Raw genomic sequence first — 22,146 nt, 5'->3', positions numbered from 1 at the left:
CCCCCGTCGGGATGAAAGTCCTAGACGTCCTCGGCCGGCGGAGCGGGCATGTGGCCGTCGTGCAGAACGGTGATGCCATCCTTCGGCGGGGTGGGCATGTGGCCGTCACCCTGCGTGGTGGCCGTGCCGTCCTTGGGCGGGGCGGGCATGTGGCCGTCCTTCTGGATGGTGAGGTCCTTCTTGGCTTCGCTCATGGTGGCAACTCCCCTGAAGTTGACGGGTCTCTGGGGCAGAACGCCCGCTCGGCAACTCCCCCGAGGGTCGCCGAACGGGCGTTCTTGGGCCGCTCACCCTATCTGTGAGGCCCCATGCGACCCGTCTGCCCCCCGACGCGACGGATCGATGCGTAGAGAGTGGCAGCCCGCCATAAACGTTCGATGAACGCCGTGGGGGCGCCCGTCAGGCGGCCGCGACGGGGTTGAGGAGCGCCCGTACCTCGTCGGCCTCCACGGCGCCGGCGCCTTCGTGGATGGTCAGCGCCTCCTGCCAGCAGGCCCGTGCGCGGTCGAGCTGCGCGAGGCTGTCGAGGGACGTGCCCAGGAGCGTCAGGACGTTGGCGCGCATCCAGTCGCCACCGATGCAGCCGGTCGCCAGCGCCTGCTCCGCGTGCTTCGCGGCCAGTGCGGGACGACGTGCCCCCAGGTGCACCTGGGCGATGCGGTAGTGGGAAGTCCCCTCCCAGAGCCGCTGGCGGTTCTCCACGAACATCCGCAGGGCGTCCGTCAGCTGGTCGAGTGCGTCGGCGTGGCGGCCCGCGTGGCCGAGGCTGATGCCCAGGGCGTACTTCGCGTTGGCCAGGCGGAGGGTGAGCCCCAGGTCGTCGTAGATCTCCACGCCCTGTTCCGCGATCTCGATCGCCTTGGCCGTACGTCCGACGGAGACGAGCACGCGGGAAAGGTTGCACAGCGCGCTCGCCTCACCCGGGCGGTTGTCGTCGGCACGGAAGGCCTCGATCGCCCGGAGGAAGTAGCTCTCGCTGGCGTCGTACTGCTTCATGCAGGCGGCCGCGATTCCCTGCTCGTTCGGGGCGTTCCCGCCGGTCCAGGGGTCTTTCGAGGTGGCGGCCAGGTGCGCGGCGCGGGCCAGTTCGCCGGCGGCCGCCTCGAAGTGGCCGCCGATCCGCATGATGACCTGGGCGAGGCTGACGCGCGCCCGGCCCTCGGCGTAGGCGTCCCCCGCCGCTTCGGCGGCGTCCCGCGCCGCCGCCGTGGCCAGCTCGTAGCGGAGCGAACTCGCACCGGACTCCGCCAGGTCCTTGGAAGCGAGCAGCAGGTCGACCGCCCGCCGCAGCATCCCCGCTCCCAGGGACTGCTGCACGCACGCCAGGATGCACGCCGCCTCGGAGTGCAGCCAGTCCAGGGCCTTCGTGTCGTCGGTGAAGTCCTGGCCCGCGTGTTCCGTGGGCTCCAGGTGGTCCACCGTGCGGTCGCCGGGGCGTTCGATCGCGTAGACCCGGGCCGCGGACGCCAGGTAGAAGTCGAGGAGGCGGGACATCGCCGCGTCGCGTTCGCCGGGGGGCTGTTCGTCGCGTTCGGCGCAGGCACGCGCGTAGAGGCGTACGAGATCGTGGTAGCGGTAGCGGCCCGGTGCCGCGGATTCCACCAGGGACGTGTCGACGAGGGACTCCAGGACGTCCTCCGTCTCGTCCAGCGGGAGGTCGAGGACCGCAGCGGCCGCCGCGAGGGACAGGTCGGGGCCGTCCGCGAGGCCGAGGAGGCGGAACGCGCGGGCCTGGGCCGGCTCCAGCTGGCCGTAGCCGAGCTCGAACGTCGCCTTCACCGCGAGGTCGCCCGCCTGGAGCTCGTCGAGCCGGCGCCGCTCGTCCGCCAGCTTCGCCGCGAGTGTGGAGACCGTCCAGGTGCGGCGCGCCGCGAGCCGGGACGCCGCGATACGGATGGCGAGCGGCAGGAAACCGCACGCCGCCACCACGTCGAGCGCGGCCTCCCGCTCCGCGGTGACCCGCTCCTCGCCGACGATGCGGGTGAAGAGGAGCAGCGCCTCCTCGGGGGACATCACGTCCAGGTCCACCAGGTGCGCGCCCGCCAGGTCGACCATGCGGACGCGGCTCGTGACCAGCGCCGCGCAGCCCTCCATGCCGGGAAGCAGCGGGCGGACCTGCGCCGCGTCGCGCGCGTTGTCGAGGAGGACGAGGACCCGGCGGCCGTCCAGGGTCGACCGGTACAGGGCGGCCCGCTCCTCCAGGGAGTCCGGGATCGCCGAGTCGGCGGTGCCGAGGGCGCGCAGGAAGGCGCCGAGGACCGCCTCCGGCTCGGCGACCCGCGCACCCGCCCCCTGGAGGTCCACGTACAGCTGGCCGTCGGGGAAGTGGGCGCGCGCCACGTGGGCGACGTGCACGGCGAGGGTCGTCTTGCCGACGCCCCCGATGCCCGCGAGCGCCGAGACCGCCATCACGCGGCCCTCGGCGGTCGACAGGATGTCGCTGAGTTCGTTGACGAAGGACGCGCGGCCCGTGAAGTCGGGGACCGTCGCGGGGAGCTGGGCGGGGCGCACCACCGTCGTCGCCGGTTCCTGGGCGGGCGCGGACGGCTCCGCGAGGCCGGGGTCGGCCTGGAGGATGCGCTGCTGGAGCTCCTTGAGGCCGGGCCTCGGGTCGACGCCGAGCTCGTCGGCGAGCAGGCGGCGGGTGTCCGCGTAGACCGCGAGGGCCTCCGCCTGGCGTCCGCTGCGGTACAGCGCAAGCATCAGCAGCTCGCGCAGCCGTTCCCGCAACGGGTGCGCCGCGGTCAGTGCGGTCAGCTCCGACACCGCCTCCGCGTGGCAGCCCTGTTCCAGGTCCATGTCCAGGCGGGTCTCGACGAGCTGGAGGCGCCATTCGTCGAGGCGGGTGCGCTGGGTGTCGGCGTACGGACCCGGGACGTTGGCCAGGGGCTCGCCGTCCCAGAGGCCGAGGGCCTTGTTCACCAGTGCCCGCGCCTGGCAGAGGTCGCCCGCGCCGCGGGCCTTCTCCGCCGCCGACCAGAGGTCCTCCGCCACGGCGAGGTCGAGCGCGCCGTCCGCGACCTGGACCGCGTACCCCCCGGACTCGCTGACGAGGACGCCGGGAGGCAGCACCTTGCGGAGCCGGGACGCGTACGTACGTACCGCTGCCAGTGCCTGCGACGGCGGCTCCTCGCCCCAGAGGGCGTCGATCAGCTCCGAGGCCGTGGCCGTGCGGCCGTCCCGCAGCAGCAGGGCCGCGAGCAGCGCCCTCTGCTGGGGCGAGCCGGTGTTGAGCTGGTCCGGGCCGTGCCACGCGCGCACCGGTCCGAGCACGCTGAAGCGCGACGCCGGTACCTCGGGGGGATGCCCCTCGGTCCGCTCCTCGGGGGTGTTCCCCGAGGCCGGACGCCGCTGCTCCGGTACTCGCGGTACATCGACCATCGCTCCCCCTGCCGCCCTGCTGTTCCCAATCCTGCCGGTCGCGGACCTGCCCGCCCGCGGTGGTGCGTAAGCCGCCGTGCGGCCCTTTCCTTTGTGCGTGGTTCTTGCTCCCCGCCAGTTTGCCTTGTTCATGGCGGATGCGTCAGCCGTGGGAGACGGCTCTCACAGGGTCCTCGCACGACGTTTCGGATCGCGTCGCCGTCGCAGCCGTCCGCGTCCGGGGAGCTGACGGGTCGTCAGATCGGCGCTACCGTGGCCGTATGGAGACCATGGAGAGCCCGGAGACCTTCCCGAAGATCATCTCGGTGGACGACCACACGGTCGAACCCCCGCACGTCTGGCGGGACCGGCTCCCGTCGAAGTACCAGGGCCGCGGCCCCCGGATCGTCCGCGCCCCCCTCCGCGAGATGTCCTTCCTGGGCGGCAAGTTCGCCCCGGTCATGGGGGAGCAGGGCGAGGAAGGCCCCATCGGGGACTGGTGGATCTACGAGGACCTGCACCGCCCCCTCACGCGTCTCGACACGGCGGTCGGCTACGCCAGGGACGAGATCAAACTCGAGGTCATCACGTACGAGCAGATGCGGCCGGGGTCGTTCAGCGTGCCGGACCGGCTCGCCGACATGGACGTCAACCACGTCCAGTCCGCGCTCTGCTTCCCCACGTTCCCGCGGTTCTGCGGGCAGACGTTCACGGAGGCCAAGGACCGGGAGCTCGCGCTCCTCTCGGTCCGCGCGTACAACGACTGGATGGTGGAGGAGTGGTGCGGCCCCGAGGCGGCCGGCCGCCTCATACCGCTCACCCTCATCCCGCTCTGGGACGCCGAGCTCGCCGCCGCGGAGGTGCGCCGCAACGCGGCGCGCGGGGTGCGGGCGGTCGCCTTCTCCGAGATCCCGCCCCACCTCGGGCTTCCGTCCATCCACACCGACGCGTGGGACCCCTTCCTGCGCGCCTGCGACGAGACCGGCACGGTCGTCGCCATGCACATCGGCTCCTCCAGCAAGATGCCGTCGACCTCGGCGGACGCGCCGCCCGCCGTCGGCTCCACGATCACCTTCGCCAACTGCTGCTTCTCGATGGTGGACTGGCTGATGAGCGGCAAGTTCGAACGCTTCCCGAACCTGAAGGTCATGTACGCGGAGGGCCAGATCGGCTGGATCCCCTACATCCTGGAGCGGGCGGACGTGGTGTGGGAGGAGAACCGGGGCTGGGGCGGGGTCGCGGACAAGGTCACGCGTCCCCCCTCCGAACTCTTCACGGAGCACGTCTTCGGCTGCTTCTTCGACGACGCGTTCGGGCTGCGGAACCTCGACTCCATCGGGGTCGGGAACGTCCTGTACGAGACGGACTACCCGCACTCCGACTCGACCTGGCCCAAGTCCCGCGAGGTCGGGGAGTCCCAGATGTCCCACCTGTCGCCGGACGTCGTCGACCGCATCGTCCGCGGCAACGCGGTTGCCCTTCTGGGGTTGACGGAGGCGGGGCTCTGGGCCGGCGCGTAAGTGACCCGGCGCCGCCCCGTCGGCGCCGGAACACCACCCCCTCCGCTCCGCGGCGGACCTCTCCCACCCACCCGTTCACCCCGCACCACCCTGCGCGGGCAGAACCCCCAACCCCGCCGCTCCGCGGCGGATCACTCCCACCCACCCACCCGTTCACCCCGCACCGTCCTGCGCGGGTAGGGGCCCCAACCCCGCCGCTTCGCGGCGGATGTTCCCCACCCGCCCGCCCGTTTGCCCCGCACCGCCCCGCGCAGGTAGGGGCGGCGCCCCCCCCACTCGCCCGCAGCCGCTCGCGCGCCCGAGGGGACGTGGGGGTATGTGCGCACGGAGCACCGAGCCCACCACGACGGCCGGGCACATTCCACGCGGCGCAGGGATGGCGAGTACGCACATACCCCCGCGGCCCCGCCCCCACAGACACACCCAAGGCGCCTTGACGAGAGCCTTGTCTGACGGGGCGTCAGCTACGACCATGTGGGCGTAAGTGGCAAGTGGTAAGCAAAAAGTGACGTGGCTTCAGCTAGAGAGTGGGTGGGTCGTGCGTGGTGGGTCGATGGTCTATGGGATGCAGTTGCCCGTGCAGTCGCAGAGCTCCATGTACGCGGAGGAGTGGGAGAGGGACGCCGGCCCCGACGACCTGGTCGAGATCGCCCGCACCGCCGACCGCACCGGCTTCGCCTACATCGCGACCTGCGACCACGTCGCCATCCCCCGCCGCCTCGCCGACACCATGAGCACCGTCTGGTACGACCCCGTCGCCACCCTCGCCCACCTCGCCGCCGTCACCACGAACGTCCGCCTGATGAGCCACGTCGCCATCGTCGGCCTCCGGCACCCCCTCCTCTCCGCCAAGCAGTACGCCACCCTCGACCGCCTCAGCGGAGGAAGGCTGATCCTCGGGGTCGGGGCAGGGCACGTGCAGGAGGAGTTCGAGGCGCTCGGCGTCGACTTCGCGCGGCGCGGGCCGATCCTCGACGAGGCGATCGACGCGCTGAAGGCGGCTCTGGGCCCGGAGGAGTATCCCGAGTACCGAGGGGACACCTTCGCCTTCAAGGACCTTGGGCAGTCGCCGCGCCCCGTCCAGGCCCGCGTACCCCTCTGGGTGGGCGGGTCGTCCCCCGCTGCCGTACGCCGCGCGGCGACACGCGCCGACGGGTGGCTCCCCCAGGGCGACCCGCGCGACAAGCTGCCCGCGCAGATCGCGAGGCTCAAGCGCCTGCGCGAGGAAGCGGGGGTCGCGGAGCCCGTCACCGTGGGCGCGATCACCGAGCCGCTGTATGTCGGGGAACCCGGCCGGCCCGTCGGTCGCCGCACACTCACGGGGAAGCCGGACGCCCTCGCGGAGTCCCTGCGCGCGTACGCCGCGATGGGCGTCGACCAGATCCAGGTCCGCTTCCGCAGCCGGAGCCGTACCGAACTCACCGACCAGATGGCGACCTTCGCCGCCGACGTAGCTCCGCACCTCAATTGACCTAGGAGTTCCCCATGGGCAAGCTGGACGGCCGCGTCGTCATCGTGACCGGCGCCGCGCGCGGACAGGGCGAGCAGGAGGCGCGCCTCTTCGTGGAGGAGGGGGCCCGCGTCGTCGTCGCCGACGTACTGGACGAGCAGGGGGAGTCCCTCGCGAAGGAGCTGGGGGAGGAGTCCGCGGCGTACGTCCATCTCGACGTCGGGGTCGAGGAGGACTGGCGCGCCGCGACGGCCGCCGCCAAGGACGCTTTCGGGAAGGTCGACGGGCTCGTCAACAACGCCGGGATCCTCCGCTTCAACGAACTGCTCAGCACCCCGCTGGAGGAGTTCGAGCAGATCATCCGCGTCAACCAGATCGGCTGCTTCCTCGGCATCCGCACCGTCGCGCCCGAGATAGGCGCGGCCGGCGGCGGCACGATCGTGAACACCGCTTCCTACACGGCCCTCACGGGCATGGCGTACGTGGGCGCGTACGCGGCGACCAAGCACGCCGTCCTCGGCCTCACCCGCGTCGCCGCCCTGGAGCTCGCGGGCCGCAACATCCGGGTGAACGCCGTGTGCCCGGGCGCGGTTGACACCCCCATGACCAACCCCGCGCAGCTCGACCCGGGCGCCGACCCCGAGGCGGCGAGGGAGGCGGTCGCGGGGCTGTACGAGAAGCTCGTGCCGCTCGGGCGGATCGGGCAGCCGCAGGAGGTGGCCGCGCTGGCGCTGTTCCTGACCGGGGACGACTCGGCGTACATCACGGGGCAGCCGTTCGTCATCGACGGGGGATGGCTGGCGGGTGTCAGCGTCGTGTGATCCCGTCGCCCCCGCCCCCGCCCCCGCCCCCGAGCCTCCGCTGACGCTGCGTCAGCTATTGACGCTCCGGCGGGGCGGTGGAACAGTCGACCCCATCGCAATCTGACGGGGCGTCAGAAACCGTCAGACCTCACGAGGACGGTGAACCTCCCTTGGAATTCGGTCTCTTTGTACAGGGATACGTGCCCGCCCAGCGGGCCAAGGTCGACCCCGAAGCGGAGCACAAGGCGCTCATCGAGGAGACCGAGTACGTCATCGAGGCGGACAAGTCCGGGTTCAAGTACGCCTGGGCGTCCGAGCACCACTTCCTGGAGGAGTACTCACACCTCTCCGCCAACGACGTCTACCTCGGATACCTCGCCCACGCCACCGACCGCATCCACCTCGGCTCGGGCATCTTCAACCCGCTCGCGCCCGTCAACCACCCCGTGAAGGTGGCGGAGAAGGTGACGATGCTGGACCATCTCTCCCGGGGGCGGTTCGAGTTCGGCACGGGCCGCGGTGCCGGTTCGCACGAGATCCTCGGGTTCATGCCGGGCATCACGGACATGAACCACACCAAGGAGATCTGGGAAGAGACCATCGCCGAGTTCCCCAAGATGTGGCTGCAGGACGAGTACGTGGGGTTCCAGGGCAAGCACTGGTCGCTGCCGCCCCGGAAGATCCTGCCGAAGCCGTACGGGGCGTCGCACCCGGCCATGTGGTACGCCGCCGGTTCCCCCTCCTCGTACGCCATGGCGGGGAAGAAGGGGCTCGGGGTCCTCGGCTTCAGCGTGCAGAAGGTCTCCGACATGGAGTGGGTCGTCGAGTCGTACAAGACGGCGGTCGAGGAGGCGCAGCCGATCGGGGACTTCGTCAACGACAACGTCATGGTGACGTCGACGGCGATCTGCGCGGAGACGCACAAGAAGGCGGTCGAGATCGCGGTCGGCGGCGGCCTCAACTACCTTCAGTCGCTGCTCTTCCGCTACCACGACACGTTCCCCCGGCCCGAGGGCATTCCCGAGTGGCCCGAGCTGCTCCCCGAGTACACCGAGGAGCTCATCGAGCTGCTCATCGCCGAGGAGCTGATGATCTGCGGCGACCCGGACGAGGTGCTCACGCAGTGCAAGCGGTGGGAGCAGGCCGGGGCGGACCAGCTCAGCTTCGGGCTGCCGATCGGGATCTCGCCCGAGGACACGAAGAACACGATCAGGCTGATCGGTGAGCATGTGATTCCGAAGATCGACACGGATCCCGTGCACCGGACCACGCGGTTCCGGCAGGCGGCCGGCGGAGCGTAGTCCCTCTGAGTCACCCCGGCTTCCCTCTCCCGGACGGGAAGCCGGGGTCCTGCCGGACGGGGGGCGGTGTCACGGGGTTGCTGTCACGGGGGCGCGCCCCCGGGCCCCCGTCGATCGCCCTCCGGGCTCGTCCTCAAGCGCCGGACGGGCTGAAATCGCCCTTCGGGCTCGTCCTCAAACGCCGGACGGGCTGAAATTGCCCCCCGGACGGGCTGAAATCGCCCCCGGACGGGCTGAGAACGCCTTCCCCGGGCGGGCTGAGAACGCCCCCCGGACGGGCTGAGAACGCCTTCCCCGGGCGGGCTGAAATCGCCCCCGGACGGGCTGAGAACGCCCACCCCGGACGGGCTGAAATCGCCCCCCGGGGCACTGACCGAACGCCACCGAACCCTCGAAAGGGGACGTCCCGTCATGCTCGACCACCTCATCAAGGGCGCGACCGTCGTCGACGGGACCGGTGTGCCCGGGCGCGTTGCCGACGTCGGGATACGGGGCGGGCGCATCGCCGTCGTCGCCGCGCCGGGCACCGTCACCGAGGAGGCACGGACCAGTGAGGACGCGCAGGGGCGCGTCCTCGCGCCGGGGTTCGTCGATCCGCACACGCACTACGACGCCCAGCTGTTCTGGGACCCGTACGCGACGCCCTCCCTCAACCACGGTGTGACCACCGTCGCGGGCGGAAACTGTGGGTTCACGCTCGCTCCGCTCCATCCCGAGCGGCCCGGCGACGCCGACTACACGCGGCGGATGATGTCCAAGGTCGAGGGGATGTCGCTCGTGGCCCTGGAGCAGGGTGCGCCCTGGTCGTGGAGTTCGTTCGGGGAGTATCTCGACGCCCTGGAGGGGCGCGTCGCCGTGAACGCCGGGTTCATGGTGGGGCACTGCGCGCTGCGGCGGTACGTCATGGGCGAGGACGCCGTCGGCGGGCAGCCGTCCAATGAGCAGTTGGACGCCATGGTGCGGCTCCTGCACGAAGCGATGGACGCCGGTGCCTGGGGGCTCTCCACCACCCAGTCGTCCACGCACTCGGACGGCGACGGGCAGCCCGTCGCCTCGCGGCACGCGAAGCCCGCGGAGCTGCTCGCGCTGAGCCGCGCCGTCGGCGAGCACGAGGGGACGCAGATCGAGGCCATCGTCGCCGGGTGCCTCGATCAGTTCAGCGACGACGAGGTCGAGTTGTTCGTGGAGATGAGCGCCGCTGCCGGGCGGCCGCTGAACTGGAACGTGCTCACCGTCGACGCAGCCGTGCCCGAGCGCGTGCCCCGTCAGCTCGTGCCCAGTGAGCGCGCCCGCAAGGCGGGCGGCCGCATCGTCGCGCTCACCATGCCGATCCTCACGCCCATGAACATGTCCCTCGGCACGTTCTGCGCGCTCAACCTCATCCCCGGCTGGGGCGACGTCCTCGGCCTTCCCGCGCCCGAGCGGATCGCGAAGCTGCGCGACCCCGCCGTGCGGGAGGAGATGCTGCTGCGGGCCGCGAGCAAGGAGGCCGGGGTGTTCCGGCGGCTCGCGCGGTTCGACCGGTACGTCATCGGCGACACGTACTCCGCCGCCAACGAGGGGCTCACCGGGCGCGTCGTCGGTGACATCGCCGCCGAGCGCGGGCAGGAGCCCTTCCACTGCATCGTCGAGATCTGCGCGAACGACGCCATGCGCACCGTGCTGTGGCCCATGCCCACCGACAACGACCCGGACTCCTGGGCGCTGCGCGCCGAGACCTGGCAGCACGAGGACGTCATGCTGGGCGGCTCGGACGCCGGCGCGCATCTGGACCGCATGTGCGGAGCCCCGTACACGACCCGTTTCATCGGGGACTGTCTGCGCGGGCGGAAGCTCGTCGGCCTCGAGCAGGCCGTGAAGATGCTGACCGACGATCCTGCCCGGCTGTTCGGGCTGCGCGAGCGGGGGCGGATCGCGGAGGGGTACCACGCCGACCTGGTCCTCTTCGATCCCGAGCGCATCGACGCGGGCAAGGCCACCCTCGTCCACGACCTGCCCGGCGACAGCCCGCGGCTCGACTCCAAGGCGATCGGGATCGACGCGGTCTGGGTCAATGGCGCCGAGGCCATTCGTGAGGACGTGGTGACCGGTGCCGTGCCCGGGAAGATCCTGCGGTCGGGGCGCGACACCAGGACGGTGAGCACCAAGTGAGCGGTGACGTCCGGCGGTTGTTCATCGGGGGTGAGTGGGTCGAGCCCGAGCTCGGTCACTACGAAGTCGTCAATCCGGCCACCGAGGACGTCGTCGGGCTCGCGCCCGAGGCGAGCGGCGGGCAGGTCCGCGCGGCGGCCTCGGCTGCCCGTGAGGCGTTGGAGGGCTGGTCGCGCACGACGCCGGAGGAGCGCGCCGGGATTCTGTCCCGTGCCGCCGCCGTCCTGCGGCGCGACTTCGCGGCGCACGCCGAGCTCGCGCAGGCGGAGAGCGGCGCCACGACAGCGACGGCGCGCGGCATGCAGGTGGCGGTGGCCGTGGCGCGCTTCGAGCGGTACGCGAAGGGTGCGCTGGAGCCGGTCGAGGCCGCGCTGCCGCCGCAGATCCACGAGGCGGGGCCCATGGGGAGAGCGGGCGTCGTGGGAGCGTTGGCGGTGCGCAGGCCGGTGGGCGTCGTCACCTGCATCACCTCGTACAACAACCCCTGGGCCAACCCGGCGGGCAAGGTCGCGCCCGCCCTCGCCATGGGCAACACCGTCGTCGTGAAGCCCGCGCCGCAGGACCCGCTGTCGGTGTACGGGATGGCGGCCGCCCTGGCGGAGGCGGGTGTTCCGCCGGGTGTCGTGAACGTGGTCTCCGGCACGGACTCCGGGGTGGGCGAGGCGGCCGTCGCCTCTCCCGACGTCGACATGGTGAGCTTCACCGGTTCCACGGCCGTCGGGCAGCGCATCGGCGAGGTGTGCGGCCGTGACATGAAGCGGCAGCTGATGGAGCTGGGCGGTAAGGGCGCGGCGATCGTCCTCGACGACGCCGACCTGGACGCCGCGGTGGCGGGCATCGGGACGACGTTCTCCTTCTACAGCGGGCAGATCTGCACGGCGCCGACCCGTGTCATCGTCCAGCGGGGTGTGTATGAGGAGCTTCTCCGTAGACTCATCGCCTATATCGGGCACTTGAAAGTCGGCGATCCGGTCGCTCCCGGCACCGTCGTCGGGCCCGTGATCTCCGCCGCCCACCGCGACCGCATCGAGGCGTACGTCGAGGACGGGCGGAAGGAAGGCGCGCGGGTCGTCGCGGGCGGTGAGCGGCCGGGGTCGGACAGGGGCTTCTACGTCGCGCCGACCCTCCTCGCCGACTGCACGCCCGGCATGCGGGTGGTCCGCGAGGAGATCTTCGGGCCGGTCGTCGTCGTGGTCCCCTTCGACGCGGAAGGACCCGAGGACGCCGAGGAGACGGCGATCTCCCTCGCCTGCGACAGCGACTACGGCCTCATCGACTACGTGTGGTCGGGCGACGTCGCCCGCGCCTTCCGGGTGGCCCGCCGGCTGCGGGCGGGCGGCGTCGGCGTCAACACGGTCGCGCGGAACATGGAGGCGCCGTTCGGGGGCTTCAAGAAGAGCGGGGTGGGGCGGGACGTCGGCTCGTATGCCCTGCACGCGTACAGCGAACTGCAGTCCCTCGTGTGGCCGGGGTGAGGAAGACGGGGACAAAGAAGGGGACAAAGAAGGGGACCTTCCCGCACCCCGGCCGGGGTGCGGGGGATCGGGAGACCGTTACCGGCCCAGGAAGACCGGGTTCGTGAACGCCGTCAGCGGGCCCGGCAGGCCGGGTGTCACGGGCGCGTGGCGCACCTCCGCCCGCACGTAGGCGGCGTACGACGCCGTCGTGCGCCACTCCACCGTCCCCGTGCCCGAATCCGGCAGCGCGGGGCTGGTGTGCAGGACGCCCTGGTCGGTGACGAAGCGGACCGTGCAGCCCGGGGCGCCCTTGACGTCGAGGCGGACCGTGACGGGGTCGTCGCGGTCGACGTCGAGGCGGCCGCCGATGCCCGCGTGCCTGCCCCTGCCGCCCGCCGCCGAGAAGGCGAGCTCCACGGCTTTGGACTCGGCGATGTAGGAGCGGCCGCGGCGGATGCCGTCCTGGATGGCCTCGCGGGTCAGGTCGTCGGCGAGGACGACGGTCTGCGGGCCGCCGATGCGGTCGGGGTCGCGGTGCGCGTCGCTGTTGCCCATGGCCGGGATCCACGGGCGGCCGCCGCGCACGGAGGCGACGAGCTGGCTGTCCCAGTCGGCGAGGGCGATCTCGTCGTCCGGCGTGTACGCGCCGTTCCACGCCTCGATGACGTCCGCGTCGCCGAAGCCGAACTTCCAGTTGCAGCCGACGCAGGTGGCGTGCGGGTGGGCGGGGACGACGAGGCCGCCCGCGTCCCTGACCTTCCGCGCGTACTTCCCGAAGCGGTTGTCGCGTGCGCGGTAGCGCCAGTCGATGAACGTGCCGGGGTCCACGCCGAGGGCGACGACGTGACCGTTGCGGGTCGTCACCTCCTCGCCGAGCATGATCAGGAGATCGTCGCCCGCGAGCTCGGCCCAGTGGGGGTGCGCGGAGTGCGTGTTGTGCTCCGAGCTGTTGATGAAGTCGAGGCCCGCCTCGCGGGCCAGTGCGGCGATCTCGGCGGGGGTGCGCCTGCCGTCGGAGTGGACGGAGTGCAGGTGGCAGTCGCCGCGGTACCAGGCGCGGCCGCGGCCCTTGGCGCGCTCGGGCGGGTAGGCCGGCTTCGGGGTCCTGCCGGGCGCCCCGTAGGTGAGGGTGATCGTCACCTCGTAGGGGAGGCCGTCGGGGGCGACCGTGTACGGGCCGAGGGCGATGTACCAGGTGCCCTCGCGGACGCGGCCCGGGATGTAGCCGGGGGTCGCCTCGTCGGCGCGGATGAAGAACTCGGTGCGGGCGCCGCCGGACCAGCCGCGGAAGCCCCTGCCGCCGAGCTCCGTGCCGCGCTCGTCGAAGACGCCGATGTCGAGTGCGTTGCCCTGGGTGCCGGGCGGCACGGTCGGCTTCTCGTAGGTGTAGGCGGCGCGGAACTCGCGTACCCCGTCGGGGACTTCTACGGGCAGGTACACGAAGTCGGGGGACCCGGTGGGCAGCGTCCCGCGCACCGTTCTCGTCTCCGTGCTCCCCGGCTTCCTGTCCCGCGCGGGGGCGCGCCGCTCGGCGCCGCTGGCGAAGCTCACGGTGCCCAACGTAATGGCGGCGGCGGCGCCCGTCACGAACAGTCCGCGCCGGTTCGGGCCGATCGGGTGGTGTACGTCCTCGCACATGCTGCGGCTCCCCAGGGTGTCGTGTCGACGGTGACGTGGGTGGTGCGTGCAACCCTGGTATTGAGCCGTGAACTGTGCGGCAAGGGAAGGCGGTTGGCAGTTTTACGCCCGGTTGCCGGGGTGGGTGGGCCCGGTCAGCCGGTCCGGGGGGCCCGTGCCGAGTCCTCGACCGCCCCCGCCGCGACCAGCGCCGCCTCCGTCTCCGGGTGCGGGCCCGACGCCCCGGTGCGCGCCCACCGCAGCGGTGTGGCGCCCGTGCCGTGGTCCTCGCGCAGGTTCGGGTCGGCGCCGTGGGCGAGGAGTTCGCGCACCGTGTCGACGTGGCCCCAGGCGGCGGCCGCGCACAGGGGGGTGCCCTCCGTGATGCCGTCGCTCTCGGTGTCGGGCAGGGCGCCCGCCCGCAGCAGCGCCCGGACCGTGGAGGCGGCGCCGTGCACCGATGCGGCGTACAGCGCCGTCGTGCCGTCGGCCTCCGGCAGTTCGGGGTCGATCCCGGTCCTGAGCACGGCGCGGACGGTGTGCGTGTCGCCGACCGCCGCGGCCCATACCAGGCGGTGGGTGAGCTTCTTCTGCTTCCGTCTGTTCACCGGCGCCAGGTTAATGAGCGCGCGGGCATGGACCAACCGGGTTTGCGGGGATAGGAAGAGGGCCCCGGACCGACCGACACTCCCGGACACGCTCGGAGGAATCGTGCGCATCTCCGCGACGCTCTACATGACCGACGGGACGATCACTCCGGTACGCCTGGCCCAGGAACTGGAGCGGCGCGGCTTCGCCGGCCTCTACCTCCCCGAGCACACCCACATCCCGGTGCCCCGCGAAACCCCGTACCCGGGCGGCGACCTGCCGCCCGAGTGCGCCCGCATGCTCAGCCCGTTCGTCGCCCTCGCCCAGGCCGCCGCCGTCACCGAACGCCTCACCCTCGGCACCAACATCGCCCTCGTCGCCCAGCACGACCCCATCGACCTCGCGAAGCAGATAGCGACCCTCGACCACCTCTCCGGCGGCCGCGTTACCCTAGGCATCGGCTTCGGCTGGAACCGTGAGGAGGCCGAGGACCACGGCGTGCCGTGGCCGCGGCGCCGGGCGGTCGTGCGGGAGCGGATGGCGGTCATGCGGGCGCTGTGGGCGGACCGGCCGATGGCGTACGAGGGGGAGTTCGGCGGCGTACGGACGAGCGAGGTCCATCCGAAACCGGCGCGGGCGCCCCGCGAACGGCTCGCCAAAGGGCCGCTGTTCGGGCCGCGCACGCTCATCGGCGGTGCGGCGGGGCCGGGTCTCTTCGCGCACGTCGCGGAGTACGCGGACGGCTGGATGCCCGTCGGGGGCAGCGGTCTGCGCGAGGCGCTGCCCGTGCTCAGGACGGCGTGGGCGGACGCCGGGCGCGGGGCACAGGACCTGTATGTGGCGGTGACGGCCGTCGCACCGGAGCCGGGCAAACTGGCGTGCTACGGGGATCTTGGCGTGGACGAGGTGATCGTGCAGCTGCCGCCCGCCGGGGAGGCGGAGGTGTGCGCGGCGCTCGACGGGCTCGGGCAGTACGTCACGCGGTGACGGGCGTGCCCCTTTGTCCAGGTGGGGACCCGGATGGAAAACGAAACCCGGGGGGAAGCCCCGACGGAAGTATCTGTAAGAGGCAGGTGTTCTCGCTCGTATGCTCGGAGACATGACCAACAGCGCGCAGCCCCCAGAGGCCGGACGACCCACCGCGAACGCCATGCGCCGCGCGCTCAGGAGGGCCAGGGACGGCGTCGCGCTCGACGTGGGCGAGGCCGCGGTCCTGCTGCAGGCGCGCGGCGAGGATCTCGACGACCTCACCGCGTCCGCGGCCCGCGTGCGCGACGCGGGCCTCGACGCGGCGGGCCGGCCGGGCGTCATCACGTACTCGAAGAGCGTGTTCATCCCGCTCACCCGGCTCTGCCGGGACAAGTGCCACTACTGCACCTTCGCGACCGTGCCCGGCAAGCTGCGCCGGGACGGCCACGGCATGTTCATGTCCCCGGACGAGGTCCTGGACATCGCGCGGCGCGGCGCGGCGATGGGCTGCAAGGAAGCCCTCATCACCCTCGGTGACAAGCCCGAGGACCGCTGGCCCGAGGCCCGCGAGTGGCTGGAGGCGGAGGGGTACGACGACACCATCGCGTACGTCCGCGCCATCTCGATCCGCATCCTGGAGGAGACGGGACTCCTCCCGCACCTCAACCCGGGCGTCATGACGTGGACGGACTTCCAGCGGCTGAAGCCCGTCGCGCCCAGCATGGGCATGATGCTGGAGACGACGTCGGAGCGGCTGTGGAGCGAGCCGGGCATGCCGCACTACGGCTCGCCCGACAAGGAGCCCGCCGTCCGGCTGCGGGTCCTGGAGGACGCGGGCCGCTCGTCGGTGCCGTTCACCAGCGGGCTGCTCATCGGGATCGGCGAGACGTACGAGGAGCGGGCCGACTCGCTGTTCGCGCTGCGCCGCGTGGCGCGTTCGTACCACGGCGTCCAGGAGCTGATCATCCAGAACTTCCGCGCCAAGCCGGACACGGCGATGCGCGGCATGCCCGACGCGGAGATCGACGACCTGGTCGCCACGATCGCCGTCGCCCGGCACATCATGGGCCCCTCGGGGAACATCCAGGCGCCGCCCAACCTCATCGCGGGCGAGTACGAGCGGCTCATCGGGGCGGGCATCGACGACTGGGGCGGCGTCTCGCCGGTCACGATCGACCACGTCAACCCCGAGAAGCCGTGGCCGCAGGTCGAGGAGCTGGCCGAGCGGTCGGCGGCCGCCGGGTTCCGGCTCGCCGAACGCCTCTGCGTCTATCCGGAGTTCGTGCGGCGCGGCGAGCCGTGGCTCGACCCCCGGCTCCTGCCGCACCTGCGGGCCCTCGCCGACCCGGAGACCGGCCTCGCCCTGCCGGACGCGGTGGTCGAGGGCCGCCCCTGGCAGGAGCCCGACGAGGGGTACGTGGCCTCCTCCGGCCGCACCGACCTGCACCGCACCATCGACACGACCGGCCGCACCGGCGACCGGCGCGACGACTTCGACGAGGTGTACGGCGACTGGGAGGCGCTGCGCGAGCAAGCCGCGCCCGGCATGGTGCCGTCCCGCATCGACGGCGACGTGCGCGCGGCCCTCAAGCAGGCCGCCGACGACCCGACGAAGCTCACCGACGACGAGGCGCTCGCGCTGCTGCACGCCGACGGGCCCGCACTCGACGCGCTCTGCGCGGTCGCGGACGACATCCGCAAGACGGTCAACGGCGACGACGTCACATACATCGTCACGCGCAACATCAACTTCACCAACGTCTGCTACACCGGCTGCCGTTTCTGCGCCTTCGCGCAGCGCAGGACCGACGCGGACGCCTACACCCTCTCCCTGGACCAGGTCGCCGACCGGGCCGCGCAGGCCTGGGACGTCGGCGCCGTCGAGGTGTGCATGCAGGGCGGCATCCATCCCGACCTGCCGGGCAGCGCCTACTTCGACATCGCGCGGGCGGTGAAGGAGCGCGTGCCGGGCATGCACGTGCACGCGTTCTCGCCGATGGAGGTCGTCAACGGAGCGACGCGGACCGGCCTCTCGATCCGCGAGTGGCTCACCGCCGCCAAGGAGGCGGGGCTCGGCTCCATCCCCGGCACGGCCGCCGAGATCCTCGACGACGAGGTGCGGTGGATCCTCACCAAGGGCAAGCTGCCGACGGCCACCTGGATCGAGGTCGTCAAGACCGCGCACGAGCTCGGTATCCGGTCGAGTTCGACGATGATGTACGGGCATGTGGACCAGCCCAGGCACTGGCTCGGCCACTTCCGCACGCTGGCCGCCATCCAGCGGGAGACCGGCGGGTTCACGGAGTTCGTGACGCTGCCGTTCATCCACACCAACGCGCCCGTCTACCTGGCCGGCATCGCCAGGCCGGGCCCGACCACCCGCGACAACCGCGCGGTCACCGCGATGGCGCGTGTGCTGCTCCACCCGCACATCCCCAACATCCAGACGAGCTGGGTGAAGCTGGGCCAGGAGGGCGCCGCGGAGATGCTCAGGTCCGGCGCGAACGACCTGGGCGGGACGCTCATGGAGGAGACCATCTCCCGTATGGCGGGGTCGAGTTACGGCTCGTACCGGTCCGTCGAGGACCTCGTCGCCATCGCGGAGGCCGCGGGCCGTCCCGCGAAGCCGCGCACGACGCTGTACGGCGAGGTGCCCGAGGAGCGGCAGCGTGCGGCCGCGGCCTCGGACGGGCACCTGCCGGAGCTGCTGCCGCTGGCGGACTGAGACGGAGGAACCGCGCGGGAACGACATCGGCACCCGGCCGCCGCCGGGTGCCGATGTCTCAGGAGCGCGTCAGTACGTCAGTACGTCTGTGCGTCAGCGCGCCAGGAACGCGCCGAAGTTCACGCCCGCCTTGTCCGGGGAGCCGACCGCGGCCGGGCCGAACGAGTCGATGCCGGTGGTGGTGAGGCCGCTCGCGGAGCCGCGCAGGTGCCAGACCGCACCGGTGTCGGCGTGCGTGCCGTCCTCGGACGGGGCGCCCACCGTCAGGTCGGCCTTGCCGTCCTTGTTGGTGTCCGAGAGCAGGACGGTGCCGCCGAACTTGTCGCCCTTCTCGGAGGCGCCGGGGATGCCCGGCTTCGACTGGTCGAAGGCCTGCGCGCCGGTGCCGGACAGGCCGGTGCGGGCGCCCTTGAGGATGACGACGCTGCCGGAGTCGGCGGTGGTCTCGATGTCCTCGCCCGGGACGCCGACCGCGATGTCGGCGAAGCCGTCGCCGTTCACGTCGCCCGCGCTGATGACGGAGCCGAACTCGTCGCCCTCCTCACCGGCGCCGGGGACGCCCGCGCTGTCCTGGGTGATCTTCGCGGAGCGGTCCGAGAGGCCGGACGCGGAGCCGTAGCGGACGAGGACGGTGCCCTTCTGGTACGGCATGTCCTCGAAGCTGGTGCCGATGTCGCGGGTGACGAAGTCGCCGTAGCCGTCGCCGTCGACGTCCGCGACGGCGCCGCCGACGGAGGGCGCGAGCTTCTGCGAGGTGGTGGCCACCCCGTCCTTGCCGCCCTTCCACAGCTGGCTCTTGTGAGCCATCTCCTCGAAGCCGTGGCTGGTGACGATGTCGTCGATGCCGTCGCCGGTCACGTCACCCGCGACGAAGTCACCGGGGCCGAAGGTCTGGCTGGTCACGACCTGCTGGGTGCTCGCGGCCTTGCCGTCCCGCTGGAACGGGCCGTACGCGATGGTCATGCCCGCGTCGTCGTTGTCCATCGGGTCCTCGGGCTCCGGGTACTCGGCCGTGACCAGGTCCCGCTTGCCGTCGCCGTTGAAGTCGCCCGCGGTGACGCGCGCGCCGTTCGAGTCCAGCTCGACGCTGCCCTGGCCGCTGAGGCCCTGGGCGGAGCCCCACAGGACGACGGCCTTCTTGCCGCCGTTGACGACGAGGTCGGTGTAGCCGTCGCCGTCGAGGTCGGAGGCGGCCGTCGTGTTGCCGAAGTGCCCGCCGTCCGCGGCGGAGCCGGGTACGCCCGCCGTGTCGCGGCTGATGGTGACGGCGTGGGCCTTGTCGGGGCCGTTCGCCGAGCCGTACACGACGGAGACGCTGCCGGGGGCGTCGTTGTCGTAGCTGCCGGGGGCCGATATGGCGAGGTCGGCGTACCCGTCGTGGTTGAAGTCGGTGACCGGGGCCTTCGGCGGGGTGGGTGCGGCCGCCGCCGAACCCGCGGTGGCCAGGGCGATCGGTGCCGCGAGCGAGGCGACTGCGACGGCGGTGATGAGACTGCGGCGCACTGTTCCTCCTGTGGGAATTTGTGTGGTCATGTAGGGAGACGATCGTTCCGCGGGGAAGGTTGTACACCGCAGAGACTTCTGTGGTGCACACGCACTTATGTCCGAACTCGGTTCCCGTTCACCGGATATCGGCCTCGTGATGTCTCATTCGGTACGCCAGACTGGAGGCCCACGGGACGGGGAGGGACCGATGGCACGGCCGAAAGTGTCGATGCAGGAGCTCATCCGGCGCAGACGCCGCGCGGCCTTCGTGGGACGCCGCGACGAACTGCGCGTCTTCAGGGCGAACTTCGAGCTTCCACCCGAGGACGACCGGCACCGCTTCCTCTTCCACGTCCACGGCCCGGCCGGGGTCGGCAAGACCTCACTCGTGCGCGAGATGGGACAACTCGCCACGGAACGCGGCGCACTTGTCGCCTACGTCGACGACGCCGTACCGGACCTCCCCGAAGCGCTCGGTGAGATCGCGGCGCAGTACGCGCAGCAGGGCCGCGCCATGAAGGCGCTGGACGGCGCCCTCGCCGCGCACCGCCGGCGCATCCACGAGGCCGTCGCCGCCGCGGCCCGCGCACCGGAACCCGACGTGCCGTCGGCGGGCAGCGTGGCGCTGGCCCGCGCGGGCGTCGTCGGGCTCGGCATGGTGCCGGTCGTCGGCGCCCTCGCCGGAGTCGTCGACACGGACCGGGTCGCCCTGCGCGCCGAACGGCTCCGGGCCCGCTTCCGCACCCCCGAGGACGCCCGCCTCGCCCTGGAACCCGAGCGCGCGCTGACACCCGTGCTCCTGGACGAGCTGACCGCGGCCGCCGACACCGCGCCCTGGCTCGTCCTGCTCCTCGACGCGTACGAACGGACCGCGCCGTTCCTGGACCGCTGGCTGCACGACGTGATGACGACCGACCGGTACGGAGAGATCCCGGCCAACACCGTCGTGGTGACCGCGGGGCAGCGGCCCCTCGACCCCGACCGCTGGGAGGGCGCCGCGGACTTCGCCGCCGAACTGCCGCTGCGCCCCTTCACCGAGAGCGAGGCGCGCGGCCTGCTCGCGGCCAAGGGCGTCACCGAGGAGCCGGTGGTCGCGGAGGTCCTGCGGCTCTCGGGCCGGCTGCCCGTCCTCGTCTCCACCCTCGCCGAGACGGGCCCCTCGGCACCGGACGACGTCGGCGACCCGAGCGCCACCGCCGTCGAGAGGTTCCTGAAGGGCGAGCAGGACCCGGCCAGGCGCGCGGCCGCCCTGGACTGCGCACTGCCCAGACGCCTCGACGAGGAGGTCGTGCGGGCCGCCGTGGACCATGGCGGCGACGGCACGGGCGACGGCCCCGCGGAGCTGTACGCGTGGCTGCGCACCATGCCGTTCGTCCGGCCGGACCGCAGGGGCACCGCCCGCTACCACGACGTCGTGCGCGCCCCGATGCTGCGCCTGCGCCGCAACACCGCGCCCGCCCTGTGGAGCGCGGGCCACACCCGCCTCGCCGAGCTGTACGCGCGGCGGCGCGAGGCGCTGGACGAGGAGCTGCGGGGCGCGCCGGGCCGCCCCTGGATGCGCGCGGAGTGGCGTGGCCCGCGCGTCGACGAGCTGTACCACTCCCTGTGCGCGGGCCCGCGTGCCGCGCTCCCCGGCGTGCTGCGCGAGGGCGTCGAGGCCTGCCGCTTCGACACGGTGGTGGCCCGCGAGTGGGCGCGGGCGGTGACCGACGCCGCCGAGGACACGGGCGCGGACCATCTGCGGGTCTGGTCCGACGACCTCCGCGAGGCACTCGCCGACGAGACGCTCGGCGCCCTGCGGGTCCTCGAACTGCTCCTCGCCCGGGCCGGGTTCGACGACGCGGGCCGGGTGGCCGCCCACAACGAACACGGCCTGCGGCTCTTCCACCTCGGCCGGCTGCGCGAGGCCCTCGACGACCACCGGCGTGCCCTCGCCATCGACCCCGGCGACCCGTGGGGCCACCACGGCCTCGCCGTCACCCACCGGGCCCTCGGCGACTTCGACGCGGCGCTGCGCCACCTGGCCGCCGCCGAGGAGGCGGCGCCCGGCGCGGAGTGGGTGGCCCGGCAGCGCGGCGAGACGTACCGGCGCATGGGCCGCCCCGACGAGGCGCTGCCCTGGCTCGACCGCGCGCACGCCATCGATCCGCGGGAACCGCTGACGCTGGGCAGCCGCGGCCAGGCCAAGTTCGTGCTCGGCCGCACCCGCGAGGCCCTGGACGACCTGGACCGCGCGATCGACCTGTGGCCCGACTACCCGTGGGCGCTCCTTCGCAGGGCACGCGTCCGGCAGGCGCTCGGCGACCTGCCGGGCGCCCTCGCCGATCTCGACCGCGCCCACGGACTGGCCCCGGACGCGCCGGGTGCGCACAGCGACCGCGGCGACATCCTGCGCTACGCGTGCCGCCACGAGGAAGCGGTCGCCGCGTACGACACGGCACTGACCATGGACCCCGGCCACACCTGGGCGTGGGGCAGCAGGGCCCTGTCGCTGGAGGCCCTGGGGCGCGTGGAGGAGGCCGTGGCATCCCTGGACGAGGCGCTGCGGATCGACCGGGAGTACGGGTGGGCGCGGGAGCAGCGGCAGCGGATGACGGGGGCGGACGTGGTCTGAGAGCCGGTGTCATCACCCCGGCCGAGTGGCCGCCTCCTGGCACGCGCGCTCGCCGCCGCACGCACCGGACGGCGGCCACTGATCCGACCGGGGCGATGACGCGGGC

General features: G+C 72.5%; 14 protein-coding genes. 9 read left to right on the top strand and 5 right to left on the bottom strand.

All coding sequences use genetic code 11. From position 1 onward, the window contains the following. Positions 1–20: 20 nt before the first annotated feature. Together AC07DO_RS19655 and afsR are read right to left on the bottom strand one after the other, a co-directional pair. Positions 21–194, bottom strand: a complete 174-nt coding sequence (locus AC07DO_RS19655; protein ID WP_479061157.1) for a hypothetical protein — start codon at positions 192–194, stop codon at positions 21–23. Positions 195–399: 205 nt separating this feature from the next. Next, on the bottom strand, positions 400–3,381 hold the full coding sequence (gene afsR / locus AC07DO_RS19650; RefSeq protein WP_479061155.1) for an SARP-family global regulator AfsR: 2,982 nt from the start codon (positions 3,379–3,381) through the stop codon (positions 400–402). Positions 3,382–3,650: 269 nt separating this feature from the next. Here afsR and AC07DO_RS19645 point away from each other — a divergent pair, with 269 nt between their 5' ends. The 6 genes from AC07DO_RS19645 to AC07DO_RS19620 all read left to right on the top strand — a co-directional run bounded on the left by AC07DO_RS19645 (position 3,651) and on the right by AC07DO_RS19620 (position 12,060). After that, positions 3,651–4,880, top strand: coding sequence for an amidohydrolase family protein (locus AC07DO_RS19645; protein ID WP_479061610.1), 1,230 nt, complete (start codon positions 3,651–3,653; stop codon positions 4,878–4,880). 565 nt (positions 4,881–5,445) lie between these two features. Then, positions 5,446–6,351 carry a TIGR03619 family F420-dependent LLM class oxidoreductase gene (locus tag AC07DO_RS19640; RefSeq protein ID WP_479061153.1) on the top strand — a complete coding sequence of 302 codons (906 nt, stop codon included), beginning with the start codon at positions 5,446–5,448 and terminating at the stop codon, positions 6,349–6,351. A 14-nt stretch (positions 6,352–6,365) separates the two neighbouring features. Continuing rightward, positions 6,366–7,151: an SDR family NAD(P)-dependent oxidoreductase gene (locus AC07DO_RS19635; RefSeq protein ID WP_479061151.1), complete on the top strand. Its 786-nt coding sequence runs from the start codon at positions 6,366–6,368 to the stop codon at positions 7,149–7,151. Positions 7,152–7,303: 152 nt separating this feature from the next. Further along, the gene (locus AC07DO_RS19630; RefSeq protein ID WP_479061149.1) at positions 7,304–8,434 is read left to right on the top strand and encodes an LLM class flavin-dependent oxidoreductase; all 1,131 of its coding nucleotides are present in this window, start codon (positions 7,304–7,306) and stop codon (positions 8,432–8,434) included. Positions 8,435–8,845: 411 nt separating this feature from the next. Continuing rightward, entirely contained in the window at positions 8,846–10,585 is a 1,740-nt protein-coding gene (locus tag AC07DO_RS19625; protein ID WP_479061147.1) for an N-acyl-D-amino-acid deacylase family protein, read from the top strand. Beyond that, on the top strand, positions 10,582–12,060 hold the full coding sequence (locus AC07DO_RS19620; RefSeq protein ID WP_479061145.1) for an aldehyde dehydrogenase family protein: 1,479 nt from the start codon (positions 10,582–10,584) through the stop codon (positions 12,058–12,060). Before AC07DO_RS19625 ends, AC07DO_RS19620 begins: the two co-directional genes overlap by 4 nt. Before the next feature lie 78 nt (positions 12,061–12,138). On the opposite strand, the gene AC07DO_RS19615 is transcribed toward AC07DO_RS19620, so the two are convergent. Both AC07DO_RS19615 and AC07DO_RS19610 read right to left on the bottom strand, forming a co-directional pair. Then, complete coding sequence (locus AC07DO_RS19615; RefSeq protein ID WP_479061143.1) at positions 12,139–13,680, bottom strand: CehA/McbA family metallohydrolase; 1,542 nt, start codon at positions 13,678–13,680, stop codon at positions 12,139–12,141. A 134-nt stretch (positions 13,681–13,814) separates the two neighbouring features. Continuing rightward, positions 13,815–14,267 carry an ankyrin repeat domain-containing protein gene (locus AC07DO_RS19610; RefSeq protein ID WP_479061142.1) on the bottom strand — a complete coding sequence of 151 codons (453 nt, stop codon included), beginning with the start codon at positions 14,265–14,267 and terminating at the stop codon, positions 13,815–13,817. A 103-nt stretch (positions 14,268–14,370) separates the two neighbouring features. Here AC07DO_RS19610 and AC07DO_RS19605 point away from each other — a divergent pair, with 103 nt between their 5' ends. Further along, on the top strand, positions 14,371–15,234 hold the full coding sequence (locus AC07DO_RS19605) for a TIGR03619 family F420-dependent LLM class oxidoreductase (RefSeq protein ID WP_479061140.1): 864 nt from the start codon (positions 14,371–14,373) through the stop codon (positions 15,232–15,234). A gap of 112 nt (positions 15,235–15,346) precedes the next feature. Further along, entirely contained in the window at positions 15,347–17,941 is a 2,595-nt protein-coding gene (locus tag AC07DO_RS19600; protein WP_479061138.1) for a bifunctional FO biosynthesis protein CofGH, read from the top strand. Between the two features lie 93 nt (positions 17,942–18,034). On the opposite strand, the gene AC07DO_RS19595 is transcribed toward AC07DO_RS19600, so the two are convergent. Then, the gene (locus AC07DO_RS19595; RefSeq protein WP_479061136.1) at positions 18,035–19,444 is read right to left on the bottom strand and encodes an FG-GAP-like repeat-containing protein; all 1,410 of its coding nucleotides are present in this window, start codon (positions 19,442–19,444) and stop codon (positions 18,035–18,037) included. 190 nt (positions 19,445–19,634) lie between these two features. On the opposite strand from AC07DO_RS19595, the gene AC07DO_RS19590 reads away from it, so the two are divergent. Beyond that, positions 19,635–22,040 carry a tetratricopeptide repeat protein gene (locus AC07DO_RS19590; RefSeq protein WP_479061134.1) on the top strand — a complete coding sequence of 802 codons (2,406 nt, stop codon included), beginning with the start codon at positions 19,635–19,637 and terminating at the stop codon, positions 22,038–22,040. The last annotated feature ends 106 nt before the right edge of the window (positions 22,041–22,146 follow it).

This window comes from Streptomyces sp. NPDC045678, assembly GCF_056432085.1.
This window is presented reverse-complemented; position numbering and strand designations above follow the sequence as displayed.